Source organism: Corallococcus sp. AB030, assembly GCF_003668965.1.
GTDB classification, from domain to species: domain Bacteria; phylum Myxococcota; class Myxococcia; order Myxococcales; family Myxococcaceae; genus Corallococcus; species Corallococcus exiguus.
The window spans coordinates 1-15,753 of record NZ_RAWQ01000233.1 but is presented as its reverse complement, the minus strand read 5'-3'; the positions used below and the strand labels follow the sequence as shown (position 1 = coordinate 15,753).

Sequence of the window (15,753 nt, the reverse complement as noted above, 5' to 3'; positions counted from 1 at the left end):
GCACCATTCTGGAGCGCTCCGGATGGGGCGGGTGGTCCAATCCGGAGCGGCCCCGCGCCGTGGGGGATTCCTGGTACATCCGGGGCCATGCCAACGATTGCGTTCTGCACCATCAAGGGAGGCGTCGGGAAGACGACCTTGTGTTCGCACGTGGCGGCGGCGCTGGCGGACGCGGGGCGCCGGGTGCTGCTGTTGGACCTGGATCCGCAGGCGCATGCGTCGCTGGTGCTGGGCCTGGAGACGCGTGAAGGCCCGTGCGTGGCGGATGCGTTCGGGCCCCGGCCGAAGCACAAGTTGGATGAGATCGTGGTGGCGTCGCCGAAGCGGCAGGGGCTGTTCATCGCGCCGGGGGCACCGCGCATGGCGGCGCTGGAGCGCGAGTTGTTCGGCTGGGGTCACCGGCTCCAGGCGATTCCGCGCGCGCTGAAGACGCTGTCGTGGACGCCGGACGTCATCATCGTGGACACGCCGCCGAGCATCGGCGCGTTCACGGAGGCGGTGTTGTGCTTCGCGGATGTGGTGGTGGCGCCGGTGCCCACGGGCGCGTTCGCGCTGCAGGGCCTGGGCGAGATTGAGACCGCGTGGCGCGACGTGCGCGAGCAGGGCGGCCAGCTGGTGGCCGCGGTGAACCTGTGGGATCGGCGCACGCCCGCGACCAACGAGGCGATGGAGGAGGCGCTGAAGGACGTGACGGTGCCGGTGCTGAAGGCACGCATCCCGCGCTCGGAGTCCATCAACCAGGCGGGCCTGGGCTACGAGGTCGTGTTCGACGTGAGCCCGAACGCGGCGGGCGCGGAGGAGCTGCGCGCCATGTCCCGCGAGCTGGCGAAGCTCGCGGGGCTGCGCTGACGCATCAATCCAGTTGTCCGACGGTGCCCGTCCGCAGGGGCCCGGCGCGCCGGTAGGTGAGCAGCGCCACCCCGTTGGGCGTGATTCGGGACGCGGCCAGTTGCAGCATGCGAGGCTGCGTTCCCGCTCCGAAGAGGCGCCGGCCGCTGCCCAGCGTCACGAACTCCGTCACCGTCAGTTCCATCGTCGCATCCGTCCCTTCCGGGCAGTCCCATTGCCCGTCCAAATTGGCGACGAATGGGCCACGTGCGGATCGACATGCCTGTTCGGGCGGGTGCCACCGGTGGGGCAGGCATGCGCTGGCTCAGGGAGCGGGTAGACCCGGGGCCAGCGCCGAGCGCACGTTGGCGTCGGTGAAGGTCGTGCCCCAGACGGCGTTGATCTCCTGGGCGATAAAGGTGGCGCCCGGCTGGAGCGTTCCCAGAGAGGGTTCGAACATCAGCACGCGCGGATCGGTGAGCTCCAGCAGGCGGGGCACCACGTCGCTCACGTCGCGGCCCTGCTCCTGGGCGGCGCGCACGCCCTGCAGCCACGTGCGCACGGTGCCCTGTGCGTGGGGGACGTAGAGGGGTTGCTCCGCCGCGCCCAGCGTCACGAAGAGGTGCCCCAGGCTCAGCGTGATGACGACGCCGCCGTGCGCGCTGAGCAGCGGTCCGTGGTCCGGCGGCAGGGTGTTCCAGTCCACGGCCGGGAGGTTCTGGAAGTACATGGGAGTGAAACGCTGCGGGGCCTGGGCGACGAGCGCGCGCGTGTGCTCCACGGGGATGAGCGTGTCCCAATCGTCGTGGAGGATGAGGAACGGCGTCTGGACGGTGCTGGCCAGGTGGGCGGAGTTCCAGCGCGTGTAGTCCGTGCCGGGGGTGACGGGGTCGCCGCCGGTGGTGGCGTAGATGCGGCGGAAGTAGGGCTCGAAGAACTGCTGGTAGCGCGAGCGCATGGCCGGGTCGCTCACGCGCGCCGGCACCCATCGACTCACGTAGTCCACCTCCGCCGCGAAGTCGGACAGCGGGGACAGGGCGACGCCCACGGCGGGCACCACGGTGGAGGGGGCGTCCGCCGCGGCGTAGAGCGCCTCGTAGCCGCCCCAGGAGCCGCCGAAGATGCCGATGCGGCGGGTGTCCACGTTGGGGGCCTGGGCCAGGAAGCGCATGCCCGCGTTCATGTCGTCGCGGTCATTCTGGAGGTCTCCGCCCGCGTAGAAGCGGCCGAAGACGGCGAGCACGCCGAAGTCATGGAACAGGTGGATGAAGGCCTCGCCCGCGATGAGCTCCGGCGTGGTGGGCGTGAACGCGATGGGGGACGAGCCCGGCCCGTAGTGTGGCTCGCTGTCGTCCGGGTGGATGCCGGCGCCGCGCGTGGCCCACTTCGCGTCCACGGCCTCGCCGGTCCAGGCGATGCCGTCGTAGGGCTTGGTGAGCACCACCGTGGGGGACACGCCGGGCTTCCGGGGTGGGAACCACTGCGCATAGGTGGCGGCGCGGCCGGGCACCTCCAGCTTGAGCAACTGGTAGGGCCACGTCTGACCCGCGGCGTTGAGCTCCCCGGCGCCAAGCTGCGTCACCTGGACCGTGCCCGGATCCGTAGGCGTCTCTTCCGGGATCTGGCAGGCGTTGGTGGACGGGCTGGGGTTGCTGCAGCACGCGGTGGGGAGGGTGCCCAGGAGGGAAAGGGCCAGGAGCGTGGTCGGGAGGAAGCGCATGCCCCAGCAGACACCGCGGCGCGGAATTTCTGAAAGCGTCCCCGTCCTTTCCGGACGAGGATGGCGGCACATGGACTACCAGGCGGTGTTGTCGGAGGTCTGGGACGCGGTGCGGCCGGTAGTGGGTCAGGGCCGCGTCGCGACGTACATCCCGGCGTTGGCGGCGGTGGACCCGGGCCGCTTCGGCATGGCGCTCGCGACGGTGGAGGGGGACGTGTACGGCGTGGGGGACTGGCGCGAGCCGTTCTCCATCCAGAGCATCTCCAAGGTGTTCACGCTGGCGCTCGCGCTGTCGAGGGACGGGGACGCGCTGTGGAAGCGCGTGGGCAAGGAGCCGTCGGGCAATCCGTTCAACTCGCTGGTGCAGCTGGAGTACGAGCAGGGCATCCCACGCAACCCGTTCATCAACGCGGGGGCGCTGGTCATCACGGACCGGTTGCAGCGGCTGACCGGGGATGCGCGCGGCACGCTGCGGGACTTCCTCCGCGCGGAGAGCGGCAACCCGTCCGTGGACTTCGATCCAATCATCGCGGCCTCGGAGGCGGATCACGGCCACCGCAACCGAGCGCTGGCCCACTTCATGGCGAGCTACGGCAACATGGAGAGCGCAGTCCCGGAGGTGCTGGAGCACTACTTCTGGCAGTGCTCGCTGGCGATGAGCTGCGCGGACCTGGCCCGGGCCTGTGGTTTCCTCGCCCGGCATGGGCAGCGCTCGGACGGGTCAAGGCTGCTCACGCGCAGCCAGGCCAAGCAGGTCAACGCGGTGATGCTCACCTGCGGCACGTACGACGCGGCGGGGGAGTTCGCCTACCGCGTGGGCCTGCCGGGCAAGAGCGGCGTGGGCGGGGGCATCATCGCCGTCATCCCGAACCGCTGCGGCCTGTGCGTGTGGAGCCCCGGGCTGGATGCGCGGGGCAACTCGGTGGCGGGCGTGGAGGCGCTGGACCGGTTCACGACACTGACCGGCCTGTCCATCTTCTAAAGACCGTGGCGTCGGGGTTACTGGCCCTGTTCTTCGAGGGCCTTCAGCCAATAGGACTTCCCACCGGACGTCAGCGCACCCGCCAGGAACTCCGCGAACGAGTGGGCGATGACCGGGCAGTAGTAGGGGTCCGGGAATCCCTCGCGGTAGCCGTCGCGGAGCGGATAGCGCCCATGTGTCTGTTGCCCCACGTCCAGGAGCGCAAAGTTGCTGTCCTGGAGTTGGCACACCGCATACCAGTCCGATGGACCCGCTGCGTCCGTATCGGCTTGGGACATGACGACCCGTGCGCGCCGCACCTCGGCGAGCGGCAGAATGGAGTAGGGCGCGTTGGAGCCGCGGAACAGCCTGGCTCCATCGAAGCGCGTGTAGAAGGCGCGCAGGTCCGGATCCAGGCGCCAGCCCATTCGAAGTTCGAACGCATCGACTGCCGCTGCCGTCGCGGGCGGATGTGGGAAGTGCTGGGCGGCCACGGCGTCGAGGAGTTCGGTCATCGTCGGCATGTGGCTACTCTCCGTAGGGATGGCTGACCCCGACGCTCGTCCACGGGGGTTGTCCTGCGTAGCACTGGTTGTAGACCTGATTCAGGCCAGAATGGAGGTCGGCCGGATAGGGGATGATGTTGTCCCAGTCAGTAGGGTTGCCACCGTGCTTGAGGTCGCGGATGTGGTGGGCCGGGTAGTTGTTCCCACTGGCGTCAGTCGGCCACTGGCCGAACTTCTCCGCCCATCGATCACGGAATCCATCTCGGATGGACTCCCACCGTCCCCGTGCTGTCGCGTTCTGGCTGACGCTCAGTGCTGGGTAGTTACAGCAACAGTTGGCGATACCGAACCTGCTCCCCGCTCTGAACATGTTGCCGTCGAAGTCCATCTTCACGTCCGCGATCCAGACGCAGCCTTGGAGCGCAAATCCCTCCCCGGTGCATTTGTCGCGGCAGTAGTTCATAAGCTGCGGACTGCACTGCCACGGGCCGTAGAAGATGTTCGTCCTGAACTGCCCACCGCCTGGGACCATGACCTGCGGCCCCACCCATCTGCGCACACCAACCGCCGAACCCATGGCGCCTTCAGTGCATGCGGACAAGGACAGCGCTCCGGTCAGCAGCGCAGCAACGCGGCGCCGTGAGGCATTGATCGTGTTTGTCATGCTGAGCACGGTATCGGTCGGCACCGACACGCCTGCCCTCAGAGGCCGCGGCTTCAGCGCAGTCCGTCCAACAGCGCGGCCAGCTTCTGGGGCTGGGACGCGAAGGGGGAGTGTGACGTGTCCAGCGTGTCCACGGTGAAGGCGTTGCCGGGTGTGAAGGCGTCCGCTTCGCGGATCATCAGGTCCTGGAGCGCGGGGACCAGGGCGCGGTCCTGGGCGCAGCGCAGGTAGCTGCGTGGGATGCGGCCCCAGCGCTCCTTCGTGGCGCCGACCTTGCCAATCCACAGGGACACCGGGATGTCGGGCGTGAGCGTGAGCGCGAAGGGCAGGAAGGCTGCTTCGTCCACGTCATGGTAGAAGCCCACGCGCAGGGCCTCCCGGTACGCCGCATCACCGCGCGGATTGATCCGCACCGCGCCCAACTTCGCGGCGTCGCCAATGAAGAGTGACGCGCTGTACGGCGTGTGAGCCTCGGGCAGGGCGCCGTAGCCACTGGCGCTCTGGAGGCGCAGCGGGACATAGGCGCTCAGGTACACCAGCCGGCCAATGAGGTGCGGGGCCTTCTCCGCCGCGCGGGTGATGACAGTGCCACCCGCGCTGTGGCCCACGAGCACGGGCTTTGCGCCGCCCTGGAGCTTCTCCAGCGCGGCGACCACCGCGTCCGCGCAGTCGTCCAGCGTGACGTCGGCCAGGGGCGAGCGCTCCTCCTTGAAGCGCGCCGCGTCGCCCGTGAGGTAGGACGCGGGGAAGCGCGCGTTCAGGCCGTGGCCGGGCAGGTCGATGGCAACAACCTGGTGTCCCTTCGAGGTGAGCGCCTCCGCGACACGTGTCCAGTGCAGGGCGTTGTGCCACGCGCCGTGGACCAGGAGGAACGTCCGGGGCCTGCGTGGCGCCTTCCCGGGCGTGGCCGCGAGCCCGAGGCCTGGCAACAGCCCCGTGCCCACGAGGGCTGTCTTCATCACGTCACGACGGTTCATGGGGGACTCCTTCGTTGGGGGGAAGCAGGGCCATGAGCCGCTCGCGCAGGCGGGCGAGGTCGAAGAGCTGCCGCTCCACCTCCGCCAGGCGCTCCCGGTGGGCGGCGAGCGCGTCCGGGCAGATGGCGTCCGTGACCTGCCGGAGCATGCACGGCGGGAAGGTGGCGATCTCCTCCAGGGAGAAGCCCAGGCGGATCATCCTCGCGACCTGCATGACCTGGGGGACGGCGACCTCGTCGAAGTCGCGGTAGCCGTTGTCGCGGCGGTGGGAAGCGACGAGCCCCGCCTTGTCGTAGTGGCGGATGGACCGCGCACTGCTGCCCGTGCGCCGGGCGAGTTCTCCGATGTTCATCCTGCGCTCCTGAATCCGGATGCCAGGACCCCCAACATCCATGGGGCCCCTCCCGGTCGAGCCGGTTCAAAACCTGTCCTACTGTCGGACAGGTTTCCGCGGTCCGCTCCCGGCGGGCAGACCCGGCCGGGTTCTTTCCTTCTCATTCCTGAAGACTCCATGGCCGAGAGCTTCGGGCCTGACACTGGTGTCAAGGTCAAGACCCCGGCGGGGGAATGTGACCGCGATGTCCCCACGGGATGTCCGACCGCGATCTACGGTGCGCCGCGTGAGCCCGTCTTCGCCCGTGCCCCGTCCGCGTCCCGCGCTTCTCACGCTTGCCTACCTGGCCTTCGTCAGCCTGGGGTTGCCGGACGCGGTGCTGGGGGTCGCGTGGCCGTCGCTGCGAAGCACGTTCGGCCTGTCGCAGGCGACGATGGGCCCCATCCTGGGGACGGCCGCGGTCGCGTACTTCATCTCCGGGTTGCTCGCGGGCCGGCTGATGCGGGCGATGAACCTGGGGCTGCTGCTGGCGCTGAGCACCGGCTCGGTGGCGCTGGGGCTCACGGGCTACGCGACCGTGCCCCTGTTCGTGCTGTTCCTGGCCGCCGCCTGCTTCATCGGCTTCGGTTCGGGCGCCATCGACTCCGCGCTCAACAACTACGCGGCCCAGAACTTCGGTCCCAAGCACATGAGCTGGCTTCACGCGGCCTACAGCGTGGGGGCCGCGGTCGGGCCGGTGTTGATGACCGCGCTGCTTGCTCGGGGGGCGGGTTGGAGGACCGGCTATGCGGTCCTCGCCGTGGTGCTGGGGACGCTGGCGCTGACGTTCCTGTTGATGCGCCGGTTGTGGGACGCACAGGTGGCGGCGCCCGGCGAGGAGCCTCGCGCGGAGGTGCCCACCGCGTCCGCCATGGAGGCCGTGCGCCGGCCCCGCGTGTGGCTGCAGATCTTCACGTTCTTCTTCTACACGGGCGTGGAGGTGACGGCGGGCCAGTGGAGCTTCACCGTGCTCACCGAAGGCCGGGGCCTGCACACCGCCGCGGCGGGCACCTGCGTGAGCATCTACTGGGGCAGCCTGCTGGTGGGACGCGTGCTGTCAGGCTTCGTCGTCGAACACATCGGTCCGGTGCGGATGCTGCGCGCGAGCACGGTGCTGGCGGTGGTGGGCGCGGCCCTGTTCGCGATTCCCGCCGTGCCGCCCGCGCTGGGGCTCGCGTTGCTGGGGTTGGCGCTGGCGCCCATCTTCCCTGCCCTGATGTCAGTGACGCCGCGCCGCGTGGGCCTGGATGTCTCCGCGCACGCGGTGGGCTTCCAGGTCAGCGCGGCGACGGCGGGCGTGGCGGCGATCCCCAGCCTCGCGGGTGTCATGGCGGAGCGATGGGGCCTTCAGGTCATCGCTCCGTACATGCTCGGGGTCGCCGTGGTGCTGGCCCTGCTGCACGGCGTGCTGTCCGCCATTGCGGATCGTCCCCAACTCTCCCGCTGAGCGCGGACCTCAGCTCCCGGCCGGAAGCTCCGCGCTGCGCAGTGTCTTCGGGCCCTGCTCCGTCCACTGCGACAGGCGCAGCGTCGCGCCTCGCGCCGAAGCGTTCGGCTCCACCTCCACGAAGGTGAAGCGCTGCTCCAGCTTCGCGTGCTTCTGCTTCGCCGGGTCCAGCGACGGATTGACCTGGAGCTCCGCGAGGTATTCGCCCCATTCCTCGTCGGAGGCCTCCGGGGCGGGGAGCCGCAGGAGGGAGATCCACGTGCCGGTGTTGGCGTAGAGGGGGCCGTCGCCCTCGTGCCAGCGGGCCGCGTGCGTGTGGCCCATCACCACCGCCTGCGGGTTGTACTTCTTGCCCAGCCGAGCGGTCTCCGCGAGCTCGTCCTTGCCGGGCTCCAGGGCGAAGTAGTCCGTGCCGGTCCTGCCAGCGACCGCGCGGTGCAGGCGTGCGTAGAACGCGAACCCCGCCTTGGCCAGCTTCAGCCGGGCACGGCCCAGGGCCTCCGGGTTGTCGAAGGCGTTGAGCTTCTCCGGGTCGAGCACCGACAGCAGGGCGTCCACCTCGTCGTCCTTCAGGTCCACTCGCGCCAGGCTGCGCGCCAGGTGCACGTCCGCGTCCGACCCGCCCACCGCGTCCATCGGTTCGAGCGCGAAGGCCGGCGCGAGGCCCCGGTTGTCCAGCAGGCGCCGGATGAGCGTGAGCGTCCCCGCGTTGAACAGGACCCGGAGCGCGTCGGGCTTCACGCCGAGCGCCACCATCACCGCGCCCTCGAAGTCCGGCTTGAGCAGGTCCATGTACCGCATGCGGTGCTGGTGCTTGAGCGGGTTGAGCAGCGTCTTCACCAGCACGGAGCCCGGCGGATAGCGGAAGCGGTTCGCCCGCTCCGACGACAGGAGCGAGTCGTAGTCGATGCGGTTCGCCACGTCGGTGTGCTCGCCGTGCGTCACCAGCACGCGCGAACCGCCGACCTCCAACTGCAGGGGCGCGGTGCCGTCTCGGAACTCCAGCCGCGAAGCGATGTCCTTGGGCTGGCCCAGCGCGGAGCGGATCACCTCCTGGACGTCCGGAAGAGCCAGCTCCAGGTCGTGGTTGCCCACCACCATCGTCGCCCGGCCTCCCGCGGCCAGCACCCGCCCGAGCGCCTTCAGCGCGGGCGCGGTCGCCGCGGATGTCACCAGCGCGCGGGCCTGCTCCAGCGTCCGCTTCGGGTCCACCGCCAATGGGTCGTCGTTGAGCAGGAAGTCGAAGCTGTCCCCGTTGAGGACGACGTGGGTGGGCGTGCGGGTGAAGGAATCGAAGAGGGCGGGCAGCTCGGCGGCACCCGCGAAGATGTCGTAGGGGCCACCGTTGCCGAGGTGGAGGTCGCTGAGAATGAGCGTTCGCATGGGTCGATGCTCCTTTCAGGGAAGCGCCTGCAGGTCGTTGTGCCGGATGCTCACGGCGGGATCGCCGAGCACCACGTAGTTGCGAGCGTCGTTGCGTTCGATCCACCGGTGCAGCAGCTCGCGAGGCTGGAGCTTGCCGTTGGACGTGTTGGCATCCAGGTGCGTCAGCAGGATGTTGTTGGCGGCGGAGAACCGGTCGCGGAAGTCGCGCAGCGCGTGGCCCACCGGCATTCCCGCCATGATCTTCCAGAGCGTGTTGCGGAACGGGTGGATGGTCGTCTGGGTCATCTGCAGGGGCTTGATGGAGAAGCCCCACGCCCGCTCCACGTGGCCGATCACCGCCAGCGCGCCGCCGTTGGGATGGGCCAGGAGCCGCCGGGGCAGGGCCGCGACGAAGGGAGCACTCGCGAGCGCGTCACCACTGCGCGAGGCATGGAGCGGGAACTCGTCGTTCGCGGGCGTGCCCATGCCGAAGCAGGCGAAGAAGAACGCCACCAGGCCATGGATCCGCGCGTCGTCCTGGATGTCCGACGCCGCCACGTAGTGCGCGGGGGCCATCGCGCCAAATCCGGCCCAATCCTGGCTCAGCAGGGCGCCCTGTTTCGTGAGCTGGAGCGGATCATTCGCCTTGAAGCCCACGCCATGGGACGCGGTGAAGAGCACCGCCGGGCGCACGTCGCGGCCATGGAGCGCGGCCAGCAACCATTCACGGGTTGCGTCATCCTCGATGGCCTCACGGCTGGCGAAGCGGGCCTTCGCGGCGACCGTCTTCGACAGCTGGGGAGGCTGATCCAACGGCGCACCACGGGCGAGCGGAGCGACGAGGTTGTCCGCGCTGAGCTCCGTCGAGCGGTCCCCAGGGTGCTTGGGTCCCCACCAGTTCACCTGCCGGTGATTGGGCACGGAAGCGCCCGTCTCATACGCCACCACGCTGTCCGCATAGCGCCCGTACTCCGCGGGCGTGTCGAAGGAGAGCCGGCCCACGGCGTACGACAGGGAGAGCGAGTGCTGCACGTCGAACGGGATGACGTCAGGCCCGCCCACGAGCAGGAGGTAATAGGGAACGATGCTCGGCTCCACGTCGCCGATGGGCGCTCCGTGCCGCTCCAGGAACTGATGCGCCGTCTCACCGGACTGGTAGGTGAGGACGTGGCACCGGTCCGCTTCTTCCATGCGCTCGCGCCGATGGGCGATGAGCGGCTCCAGGCTCTTGCGAAGCTCCTCGGAGGCGGACGCCGGGAACACCACGCCCCAGCCGGCCTTCGTGTAGTCCTCCGGAGGCGCGTCGGGCGGCAGGCCGAAGCTGAGACGCATGGGGAGGAACTCAAGCCACTTCCTCCACGCTTCGAAATACGCGGCCTCACCCCGAGGCTCCGCCACCTCCGCGGCCGCGGGCAATGCGATGGGCGGCACCAGGTACTGCCCGGTGACGCCATCGATGCCGTTGAAGACCAGCGGATCTTCCGGGCTGGCGATGGGGCGCTCCACGTTCACCTCCTCCTCGCCATCCTAGGCGTCCCTGCTGACCTGGAAAGAGCGGACAGGGGCCCGGCTGTCAGGCCCCTGGCGTTCGCGGCAGCGGATGTCGCGTGGCGGGCTCGCTCTCCGACCCCGAGGCCGACCTGTCACCTGGTCCACGGTCTCCTCGTCCTCTTGGGCAGGGGGCCGACCGTTTCGTGGTGGCAATCCCTTATGCCGCGTTCGGATCCCGCTGGACTTGTGGCGTGCAGGCGCAAGTCATTGTGGGGTGTCTGACTTTGACCTGATGCGTCTGGCATTGCGGGGCGTGTCTGTGTTCACGTCCGCTCCGCGTCCGGCGCACATGGCACCCCTCGCCACGACCGTCCGGGCGCGAGGGAGAACACTCATGACGAAGAAGCCCCGTTTCCAGGATGTGGTGGAGGGCTGGCTGGCCGGCAATGAGGAGTCCCAAGGCATGACCAACCCCGCGGGACCGCTCTTCGTGGGAGGTGCGCGCACCGAACAGGCGCTCACCGAGTCCAACCTGGTGGCGGACACGGGCTGCAGCGGCTGCACCGCGTCCATCGACGTCCACTGTTGTTGATGCCAGCGGGCGGCTCCCGTCCGCCCGTCTGAAGCATCCCTCCGGCGCCGCATCCCGGTGCCGGAGGGCCTTCCGAGAAATCCCCTCATCCGGTCCCCACCCCCAAGGGAGCCCCACCCATGGTGCATGAGCAAGCGTTGACGGTCACCGAAGTCCCGCCCGCCGGGTGGCTCGCTCGCCCCGTGAACGTCTTGCTGGCGCCGCAGCTGGAGACGCTGTCGGAGCGGCTGGCTCGGATGGCGGACCTCTCCGCCCGGGAGCGCGAGGTCGTGGAGACAGCGGCCCGGCAGGCCGTGGGCTTCAGCGCCCAGCTCAAGCTCAACCGGGTGTTGCTCCTGGAGCTTCACGCGGCGGGGTTGGAAGGGTGGCTGGACGCCACGGACTCCGAGGGCCGGTGGAACCAGTTCCTCGACCGGGCGTGCACCTCCGGCTTCCACGCGCACCTGCGCGAGCGCTATCCGCCGCTCCTCGACCGGTTGGCCACCGTGGGCCGGCTCCAGGCCCAGGCGGTGTTGCGGCTCGCGGAGCGGTTCGTCGCGGACCGGGACGCGCTGTCCGCCTTGCCAGGCAAGCCTCGCGGCGCGCTGAAGCGGCTGCGGCTGGGCGAGGGCGATGCCCACCGGGGCGGCCAGACGGTCGCGTTGCTCGAACTGGAAGAGGGGCAGGTGCTCTACAAGCCCCGGTGCATGCGCGTGGACCGCGCGCTGGAGGGGCTGCTGTCGAGGCTGCTCGCGCCGGATGACGCCGCCACGCGCATCCGCGTGCCGTCCGTGCTGGTGCGCGCGGGCTATGGCTGGGCGGAGTTCGTGGAGCACCGCTTCTGCGAGGGCGAGACCGAGCTCGCGCGCTTCTACCGGAACCTGGGCCACTGGCTCGCGGTGATGCGCCTGCTGGGCGGCACGGATCTGCACTCGGAGAACCTCATCGCGTACGGGCCCGTGCCGGTGGTGGTGGACGTGGAGAGCCTCTTCACCCCGGACCCGCCCGTGCCCCCGGCGGAGCGCGGGCTGGCGGTGGACCTGGCGGCGAAGGCCATCCGGGGCACCGTGCTGCGGACGGGCCTGCTCCCCGTGCGCAGCGGAGGCCCGGGCCTGGGCGGATTGGACATCTCCGCGGCGGGGTCCCTCCCGGGCCAGCAGCCGCGCATCCACGTGCCCACCATCGTGGGCGGCGGCTCGGACGCGGCCCACCTGGGCATGACCTGGGTGGAGCGTCCGCCGTCGAGGAACCATCCCAGCCCGGAGCCCGTGCTCGCGCGGCATTGGGACCAGGTCGTCGGCGGCTTCCGTGAGCTCACGTCGCGGATGAAGTCGCTGGACGCGGACGGAGAGCTGCGCCCGCTGCTGGAGCCGTTCATGGGCGCGGTGGTCCGGCGCATCCTGCGGCCCACGCAGACCTATTCGGAGCTGCTGCGCATGCTCTGGCATCCGGCGTCACTGCACGACGCGCCGAAGGCCCGCGAGAAGGCACACGACGTGATGCGCCGCAACGCGGAGGTCTCTCCCGGTGCGCCGTCCTCGACGCCCGTCATCGAGGAGGAGCTCTCGGATCTGTGCGTGGGCGACATCCCGGTGTTCACGCTGCCCGTGACCCGGAGCGTGATCGACGCCACGGTGGAGGCGTGGCGTTCCGTGGATGAGTCGCTGGAGGAGATGACCATCCAGAGCACGTTGATCAGCGCCTATCTCAACGAGAAGGCCCTGCCTCCACGCGTCCCCGCGCCTGTCACTTCAGCGCGCAAGGAGCGCCTGGATGCGCGGCGCCGGGCCCAGCTGTCCACGCTGGTCCGCCGCGTGCGCGACGCGGCCGTGCGGGGTCCGGACGGCACGGTGACGTGGATCAGCCCGGTGCTCGCCGAGTACGGCTGGGCGGTGCGGCCCCTCTCCGCCGAGCACTACAGCGGGCAGGGCGGCGTCGCGGTGGTGCTGGCCCAGTACCTGCGCGAGGTCCACCACGGCCGCGCGGACGCGGTGGAGGGATTGCCCGCGCTCCTGGAAGGCACGCTCGCGGTGCTGCGCGCCACGGAGGACCGCGTGCCGGTGAAGTCGCCGGGTGGCTTCTCCGGGCTCGCGTCGCAGGTGTGGATCTGGTCCACGCTGCACGACCTGGGCGCCGTCCCCGGCGCGTTGGACCGGGCCCGCGAGCGCGCGGCGGTGCTGACGCCCCAGGTGCTGGATGCGGACGGACTGCTGGAGGTGCTGGGCGGCGTGGCGGGCGTCATCGTCCCGCTGCTCAACCTGGTGGACCAGACGGGCGAATCGAAGTGGCTGGACATCGCGGCGCACGCGGGGCAGCGGCTGGAGGACACGGCGCGGAGCGTGGCGGGGGACGCGCGGTGGTCCACGTCCATGTTCCCGGAGCCCATCGGCGGCTTCGCGCACGGCACGGCGGGCATCGGCTGGGCGTTGGCTCGGCTGGGCCTGAGCGCGGCGGGGACGGCGGCGGACCGGCGCCGGTGGCGCAGCCTGGCCGAACGCGCCTTCGACTTCGTGGACGGGCTCTACCGGCCGGACGTGGGCAACTGGACGGACCTGCGCCGCCCGGACGCCACGGATCAGCTGACGACCTGGTGCCACGGGAGCACGGGCATCGGCCTGGCGGCGGCGGACCTCTTCGCGCGCACGGGGCTGCCGCGCTACGAGGACCTGTTCCAGCGGGCCCGGGCCGCGGCCGTGCGCGAGGGCTTTGGCTGGACCCACACCCTGTGTCACGGCGATCTGGGACTGTGGGAGCTGATGGAGACGGCGCGGCGGCTGTCCTCGGAGCCGCTCGGGCAGGAGCGGGAGACGCTGGACGCGGAGCTCATCTCCGGCCTGGAGGCGCGGGGGCCGGTTGCGGGGCTCGCCCGTGACGCCTTCTCGCCCGGGCTGATGGCGGGGCTGGGCGGCGTCATCCACACGCTCTTGCGCATGCACCCGGAGAGCCGGATCGCGTCGCCGCTGCTGCTGGGGCGCGCGCGGGACCTGGACCCGGACGCGGTCTGACGCGTGCGTCACCGGCCCGCCCGTGACGGGTGGCCGGTGACGCGAAAAGGACGTCAGTCGCGGGTGTCGCGGCGCACGGTGACCTTGCGGCCGCGCAGCGTGGAGCCCTTCAACGCGGAGATGATGCGCGCGGCTTCCGGCTCCGGCACCTCCACGATGGAGTACATGTCCGCGATGTGGATCGCGCCGATGCGCGAGGAGTCGAGCCCCGCCTCGCCCGCGATGGCGCCCACCAGGTCCGCCGGCCGCATGCCCGCGGTGCGGCCCGCGCCGATGAACAGGCGCGTGACGTTCCACTCCGGCGCGCGCGGGGGACGCGCGGGGGCCCGCTCGGCCCGTTCGCCGCGCTCAGCCCGTTCGCCGCGCTCGGCTCTCTCTCCGCGCTCGCCCCGGTCGGCGGTGCGGGGGCCTCGCGACGGGCGCTCGGCGTCTCGGTCCGCGAACTTGCCCGGAGGACCGGAGCGCTCCGTGCGCGAGAACTTCCGCTCCGCCGGCGCCGACACCTGGGGAATGTCCTGCTCGGCGGAGTCCTTGCCCTCGTCCTCCTTCTCCTGGAGGAGCTTGATGGCGGCGGCGGCCACGTCCATGACGCTGAACTCGCCGGACAGGTCCTCCGCGATGCCGCGGAACGCGTCCAGCTCCCCGCCCACGAGCGCCTCGCGAAGCGACGAGCGGATCATCTCCAGCCGGCGCGCGCGCAGGTCCGACACGGTGGGGACCGCGGTGACCTCGATGCGCTGACCGGTGAGCCGCTCGATGTTGCGCAGCAGGCGGTGCTCGCGGGGCTCCAGCAGGGTGATGGCCACGCCCTCGCGGCCGGCGCGGCCCGTGCGGCCGATGCGGTGCACGTAGGCCTCCGGCGCGTTGGGCACGTCGAAGTTCACCACGTGCGTCAGCCGGGGGATGTCCAGGCCGCGCGCAGCGACGTCCGTGGCGATGAGCAGGTCCGCCGCCTGCGACTTGAACTGCTTGATGACGCGGTCGCGCTGCTCCTGGCTCATGCCGCCGTGCAGGGCGTGGGCGCGCCAGCCCCGGCCGTTGAGGGACGTGGTGAGCTCATCCACCTCCGTGCGCGTGCGGCAGAACACGATGGCGGCGGTGGGGGACTCCAGGTCCAACACGCGACCCAGCGTGGCGATCTTGAACGCGCGCGGGACGATGTAGGCCGTCTGCCGGACGCGCGGCATCTCCCCGGCCTCCAGCTTCTCCTTCTCGATGCGCACGCGCACCGGCTGGTGCAGGTGGCGCTCCGCGATGCTGGCGATGCGCGGGGGCAGGGTGGCGGAGAACAGCGCCGTCTGCCGCTTCTCGGGCGTCTCGGAGAGGATGGCCTCCAGGTCGTCCGCGAAGCCCATGTCGAGCATCTCGTCCGCTTCGTCCAGGACCACGGTCTGCACCTGGTCCAGCTTCATCGTCTTGCGGCGCAAGTGGTCCAGCGCGCGGCCCGGCGTGGCGACGATGACGTCCACGCCGCGCTTGAGCACGCGCAGCTGCCGGCCAATCTCCTGGCCGCCGTAGAGCGGGAGCACGCTGACGCCCAGCTTCTGGCCGTAGCGGTGGATGGCCTCGGACACCTGCATGGCCAGTTCGCGCGTGGGCACGAGCACCAGCGCGGAGGTGCTGTGCGGTCCGGCGGCGCCGGGCTTCAGGTGCTGGAGGAGCGGGAGCGAGAACGCGGCCGTCTTGCCGGTGCCCGTGGCGGCGATGCCCAGCAGGTCCTTCTGGGCCAGCAGCGGCGGGAGCGCGGCGGCCTGGATGGGGGTAGGCTCTTCGTAGCCGAGCGACGTCAACGCTTCGACGAGCTCGGGCTTGAGCCCGAGGGCTTCGAAGGTGGGGGTTTCGGGG

General features: G+C 70.6%; 14 protein-coding genes. 5 read left to right on the top strand and 9 right to left on the bottom strand.

Annotated elements, in window-relative coordinates; genetic code table 11:
• Positions 1 to 87: 87 nt before the first annotated feature.
• Positions 88 to 849: a ParA family protein gene (locus tag D7Y15_RS37125; RefSeq protein ID WP_120580793.1), complete on the top strand. Its 762-nt coding sequence runs from the start codon at positions 88 to 90 to the stop codon at positions 847 to 849.
• 4 nt (positions 850 to 853) lie between these two features.
• Here the strand turns inward: D7Y15_RS37125 and D7Y15_RS37120 are convergent, their stop codons facing one another.
• Together D7Y15_RS37120 and D7Y15_RS37115 are read right to left on the bottom strand one after the other, a co-directional pair.
• Positions 854 to 1,033 (bottom strand): hypothetical protein, encoded by a 180-nt coding sequence (locus D7Y15_RS37120; RefSeq protein ID WP_199746029.1) that lies wholly within the window; start codon positions 1,031 to 1,033, stop codon positions 854 to 856.
• Between the two features lie 120 nt (positions 1,034 to 1,153).
• Positions 1,154 to 2,548: a S9 family peptidase gene (locus tag D7Y15_RS37115; RefSeq protein WP_121755532.1), complete on the bottom strand. Its 1,395-nt coding sequence runs from the start codon at positions 2,546 to 2,548 to the stop codon at positions 1,154 to 1,156.
• A 70-nt stretch (positions 2,549 to 2,618) separates the two neighbouring features.
• Between D7Y15_RS37115 and D7Y15_RS37110 the strand changes: the two genes are divergently transcribed.
• Positions 2,619 to 3,530, top strand: a complete 912-nt coding sequence (locus D7Y15_RS37110; protein WP_121755531.1) for a glutaminase — start codon at positions 2,619 to 2,621, stop codon at positions 3,528 to 3,530.
• A gap of 17 nt (positions 3,531 to 3,547) precedes the next feature.
• Here D7Y15_RS37110 and D7Y15_RS37105 read toward each other — a convergent pair whose 3' ends face one another.
• From D7Y15_RS37105 to D7Y15_RS37090, 4 genes are read right to left on the bottom strand one after another with little or no spacing between them, the layout of a single operon-like run.
• Positions 3,548 to 4,033: an SMI1/KNR4 family protein gene (locus D7Y15_RS37105; protein ID WP_233597449.1), complete on the bottom strand. Its 486-nt coding sequence runs from the start codon at positions 4,031 to 4,033 to the stop codon at positions 3,548 to 3,550.
• A 4-nt stretch (positions 4,034 to 4,037) separates the two neighbouring features.
• Complete coding sequence (locus D7Y15_RS37100) at positions 4,038 to 4,709, bottom strand: hypothetical protein (RefSeq protein WP_233605236.1); 672 nt, start codon at positions 4,707 to 4,709, stop codon at positions 4,038 to 4,040.
• A 23-nt stretch (positions 4,710 to 4,732) separates the two neighbouring features.
• A complete protein-coding gene (locus D7Y15_RS37095) occupies positions 4,733 to 5,656 on the bottom strand; it encodes an alpha/beta fold hydrolase (RefSeq protein ID WP_121755530.1) in 924 nt (307 codons plus the stop codon).
• Complete coding sequence (locus tag D7Y15_RS37090; protein WP_120580798.1) at positions 5,643 to 6,008, bottom strand: MerR family transcriptional regulator; 366 nt, start codon at positions 6,006 to 6,008, stop codon at positions 5,643 to 5,645. The genes D7Y15_RS37095 and D7Y15_RS37090 overlap by 14 nt, the downstream gene beginning before the upstream one ends.
• 268 nt (positions 6,009 to 6,276) lie before the next feature.
• Between D7Y15_RS37090 and D7Y15_RS37085 the strand changes: the two genes are divergently transcribed.
• Positions 6,277 to 7,476, top strand: coding sequence for a sugar MFS transporter (locus tag D7Y15_RS37085; protein ID WP_233605235.1), 1,200 nt, complete (start codon positions 6,277 to 6,279; stop codon positions 7,474 to 7,476).
• Positions 7,477 to 7,485: 9 nt separating this feature from the next.
• Here D7Y15_RS37085 and D7Y15_RS37080 read toward each other — a convergent pair whose 3' ends face one another.
• Positions 7,486 to 8,859, bottom strand: coding sequence for a metallophosphoesterase (locus D7Y15_RS37080; protein WP_121755528.1), 1,374 nt, complete (start codon positions 8,857 to 8,859; stop codon positions 7,486 to 7,488).
• A 15-nt stretch (positions 8,860 to 8,874) separates the two neighbouring features.
• On the bottom strand, positions 8,875 to 10,347 hold the full coding sequence (locus D7Y15_RS37075) for a hypothetical protein (RefSeq protein WP_126935186.1): 1,473 nt from the start codon (positions 10,345 to 10,347) through the stop codon (positions 8,875 to 8,877).
• Between the two features lie 379 nt (positions 10,348 to 10,726).
• Between D7Y15_RS37075 and D7Y15_RS37070 the strand changes: the two genes are divergently transcribed.
• Positions 10,727 to 10,924, top strand: a complete 198-nt coding sequence (locus tag D7Y15_RS37070; RefSeq protein ID WP_121755526.1) for a DUF6229 family protein — start codon at positions 10,727 to 10,729, stop codon at positions 10,922 to 10,924.
• 119 nt (positions 10,925 to 11,043) lie between these two features.
• Entirely contained in the window at positions 11,044 to 13,908 is a 2,865-nt protein-coding gene (locus tag D7Y15_RS37065; protein ID WP_121755525.1) for a type 2 lanthipeptide synthetase LanM family protein, read from the top strand.
• Positions 13,909 to 13,961: 53 nt separating this feature from the next.
• Here the strand turns inward: D7Y15_RS37065 and D7Y15_RS37060 are convergent.
• Positions 13,962 to 15,753 (bottom strand): DEAD/DEAH box helicase (locus tag D7Y15_RS37060; RefSeq protein WP_148712965.1); only part of this gene is annotated, 1,792 nt, incomplete at its 5' end.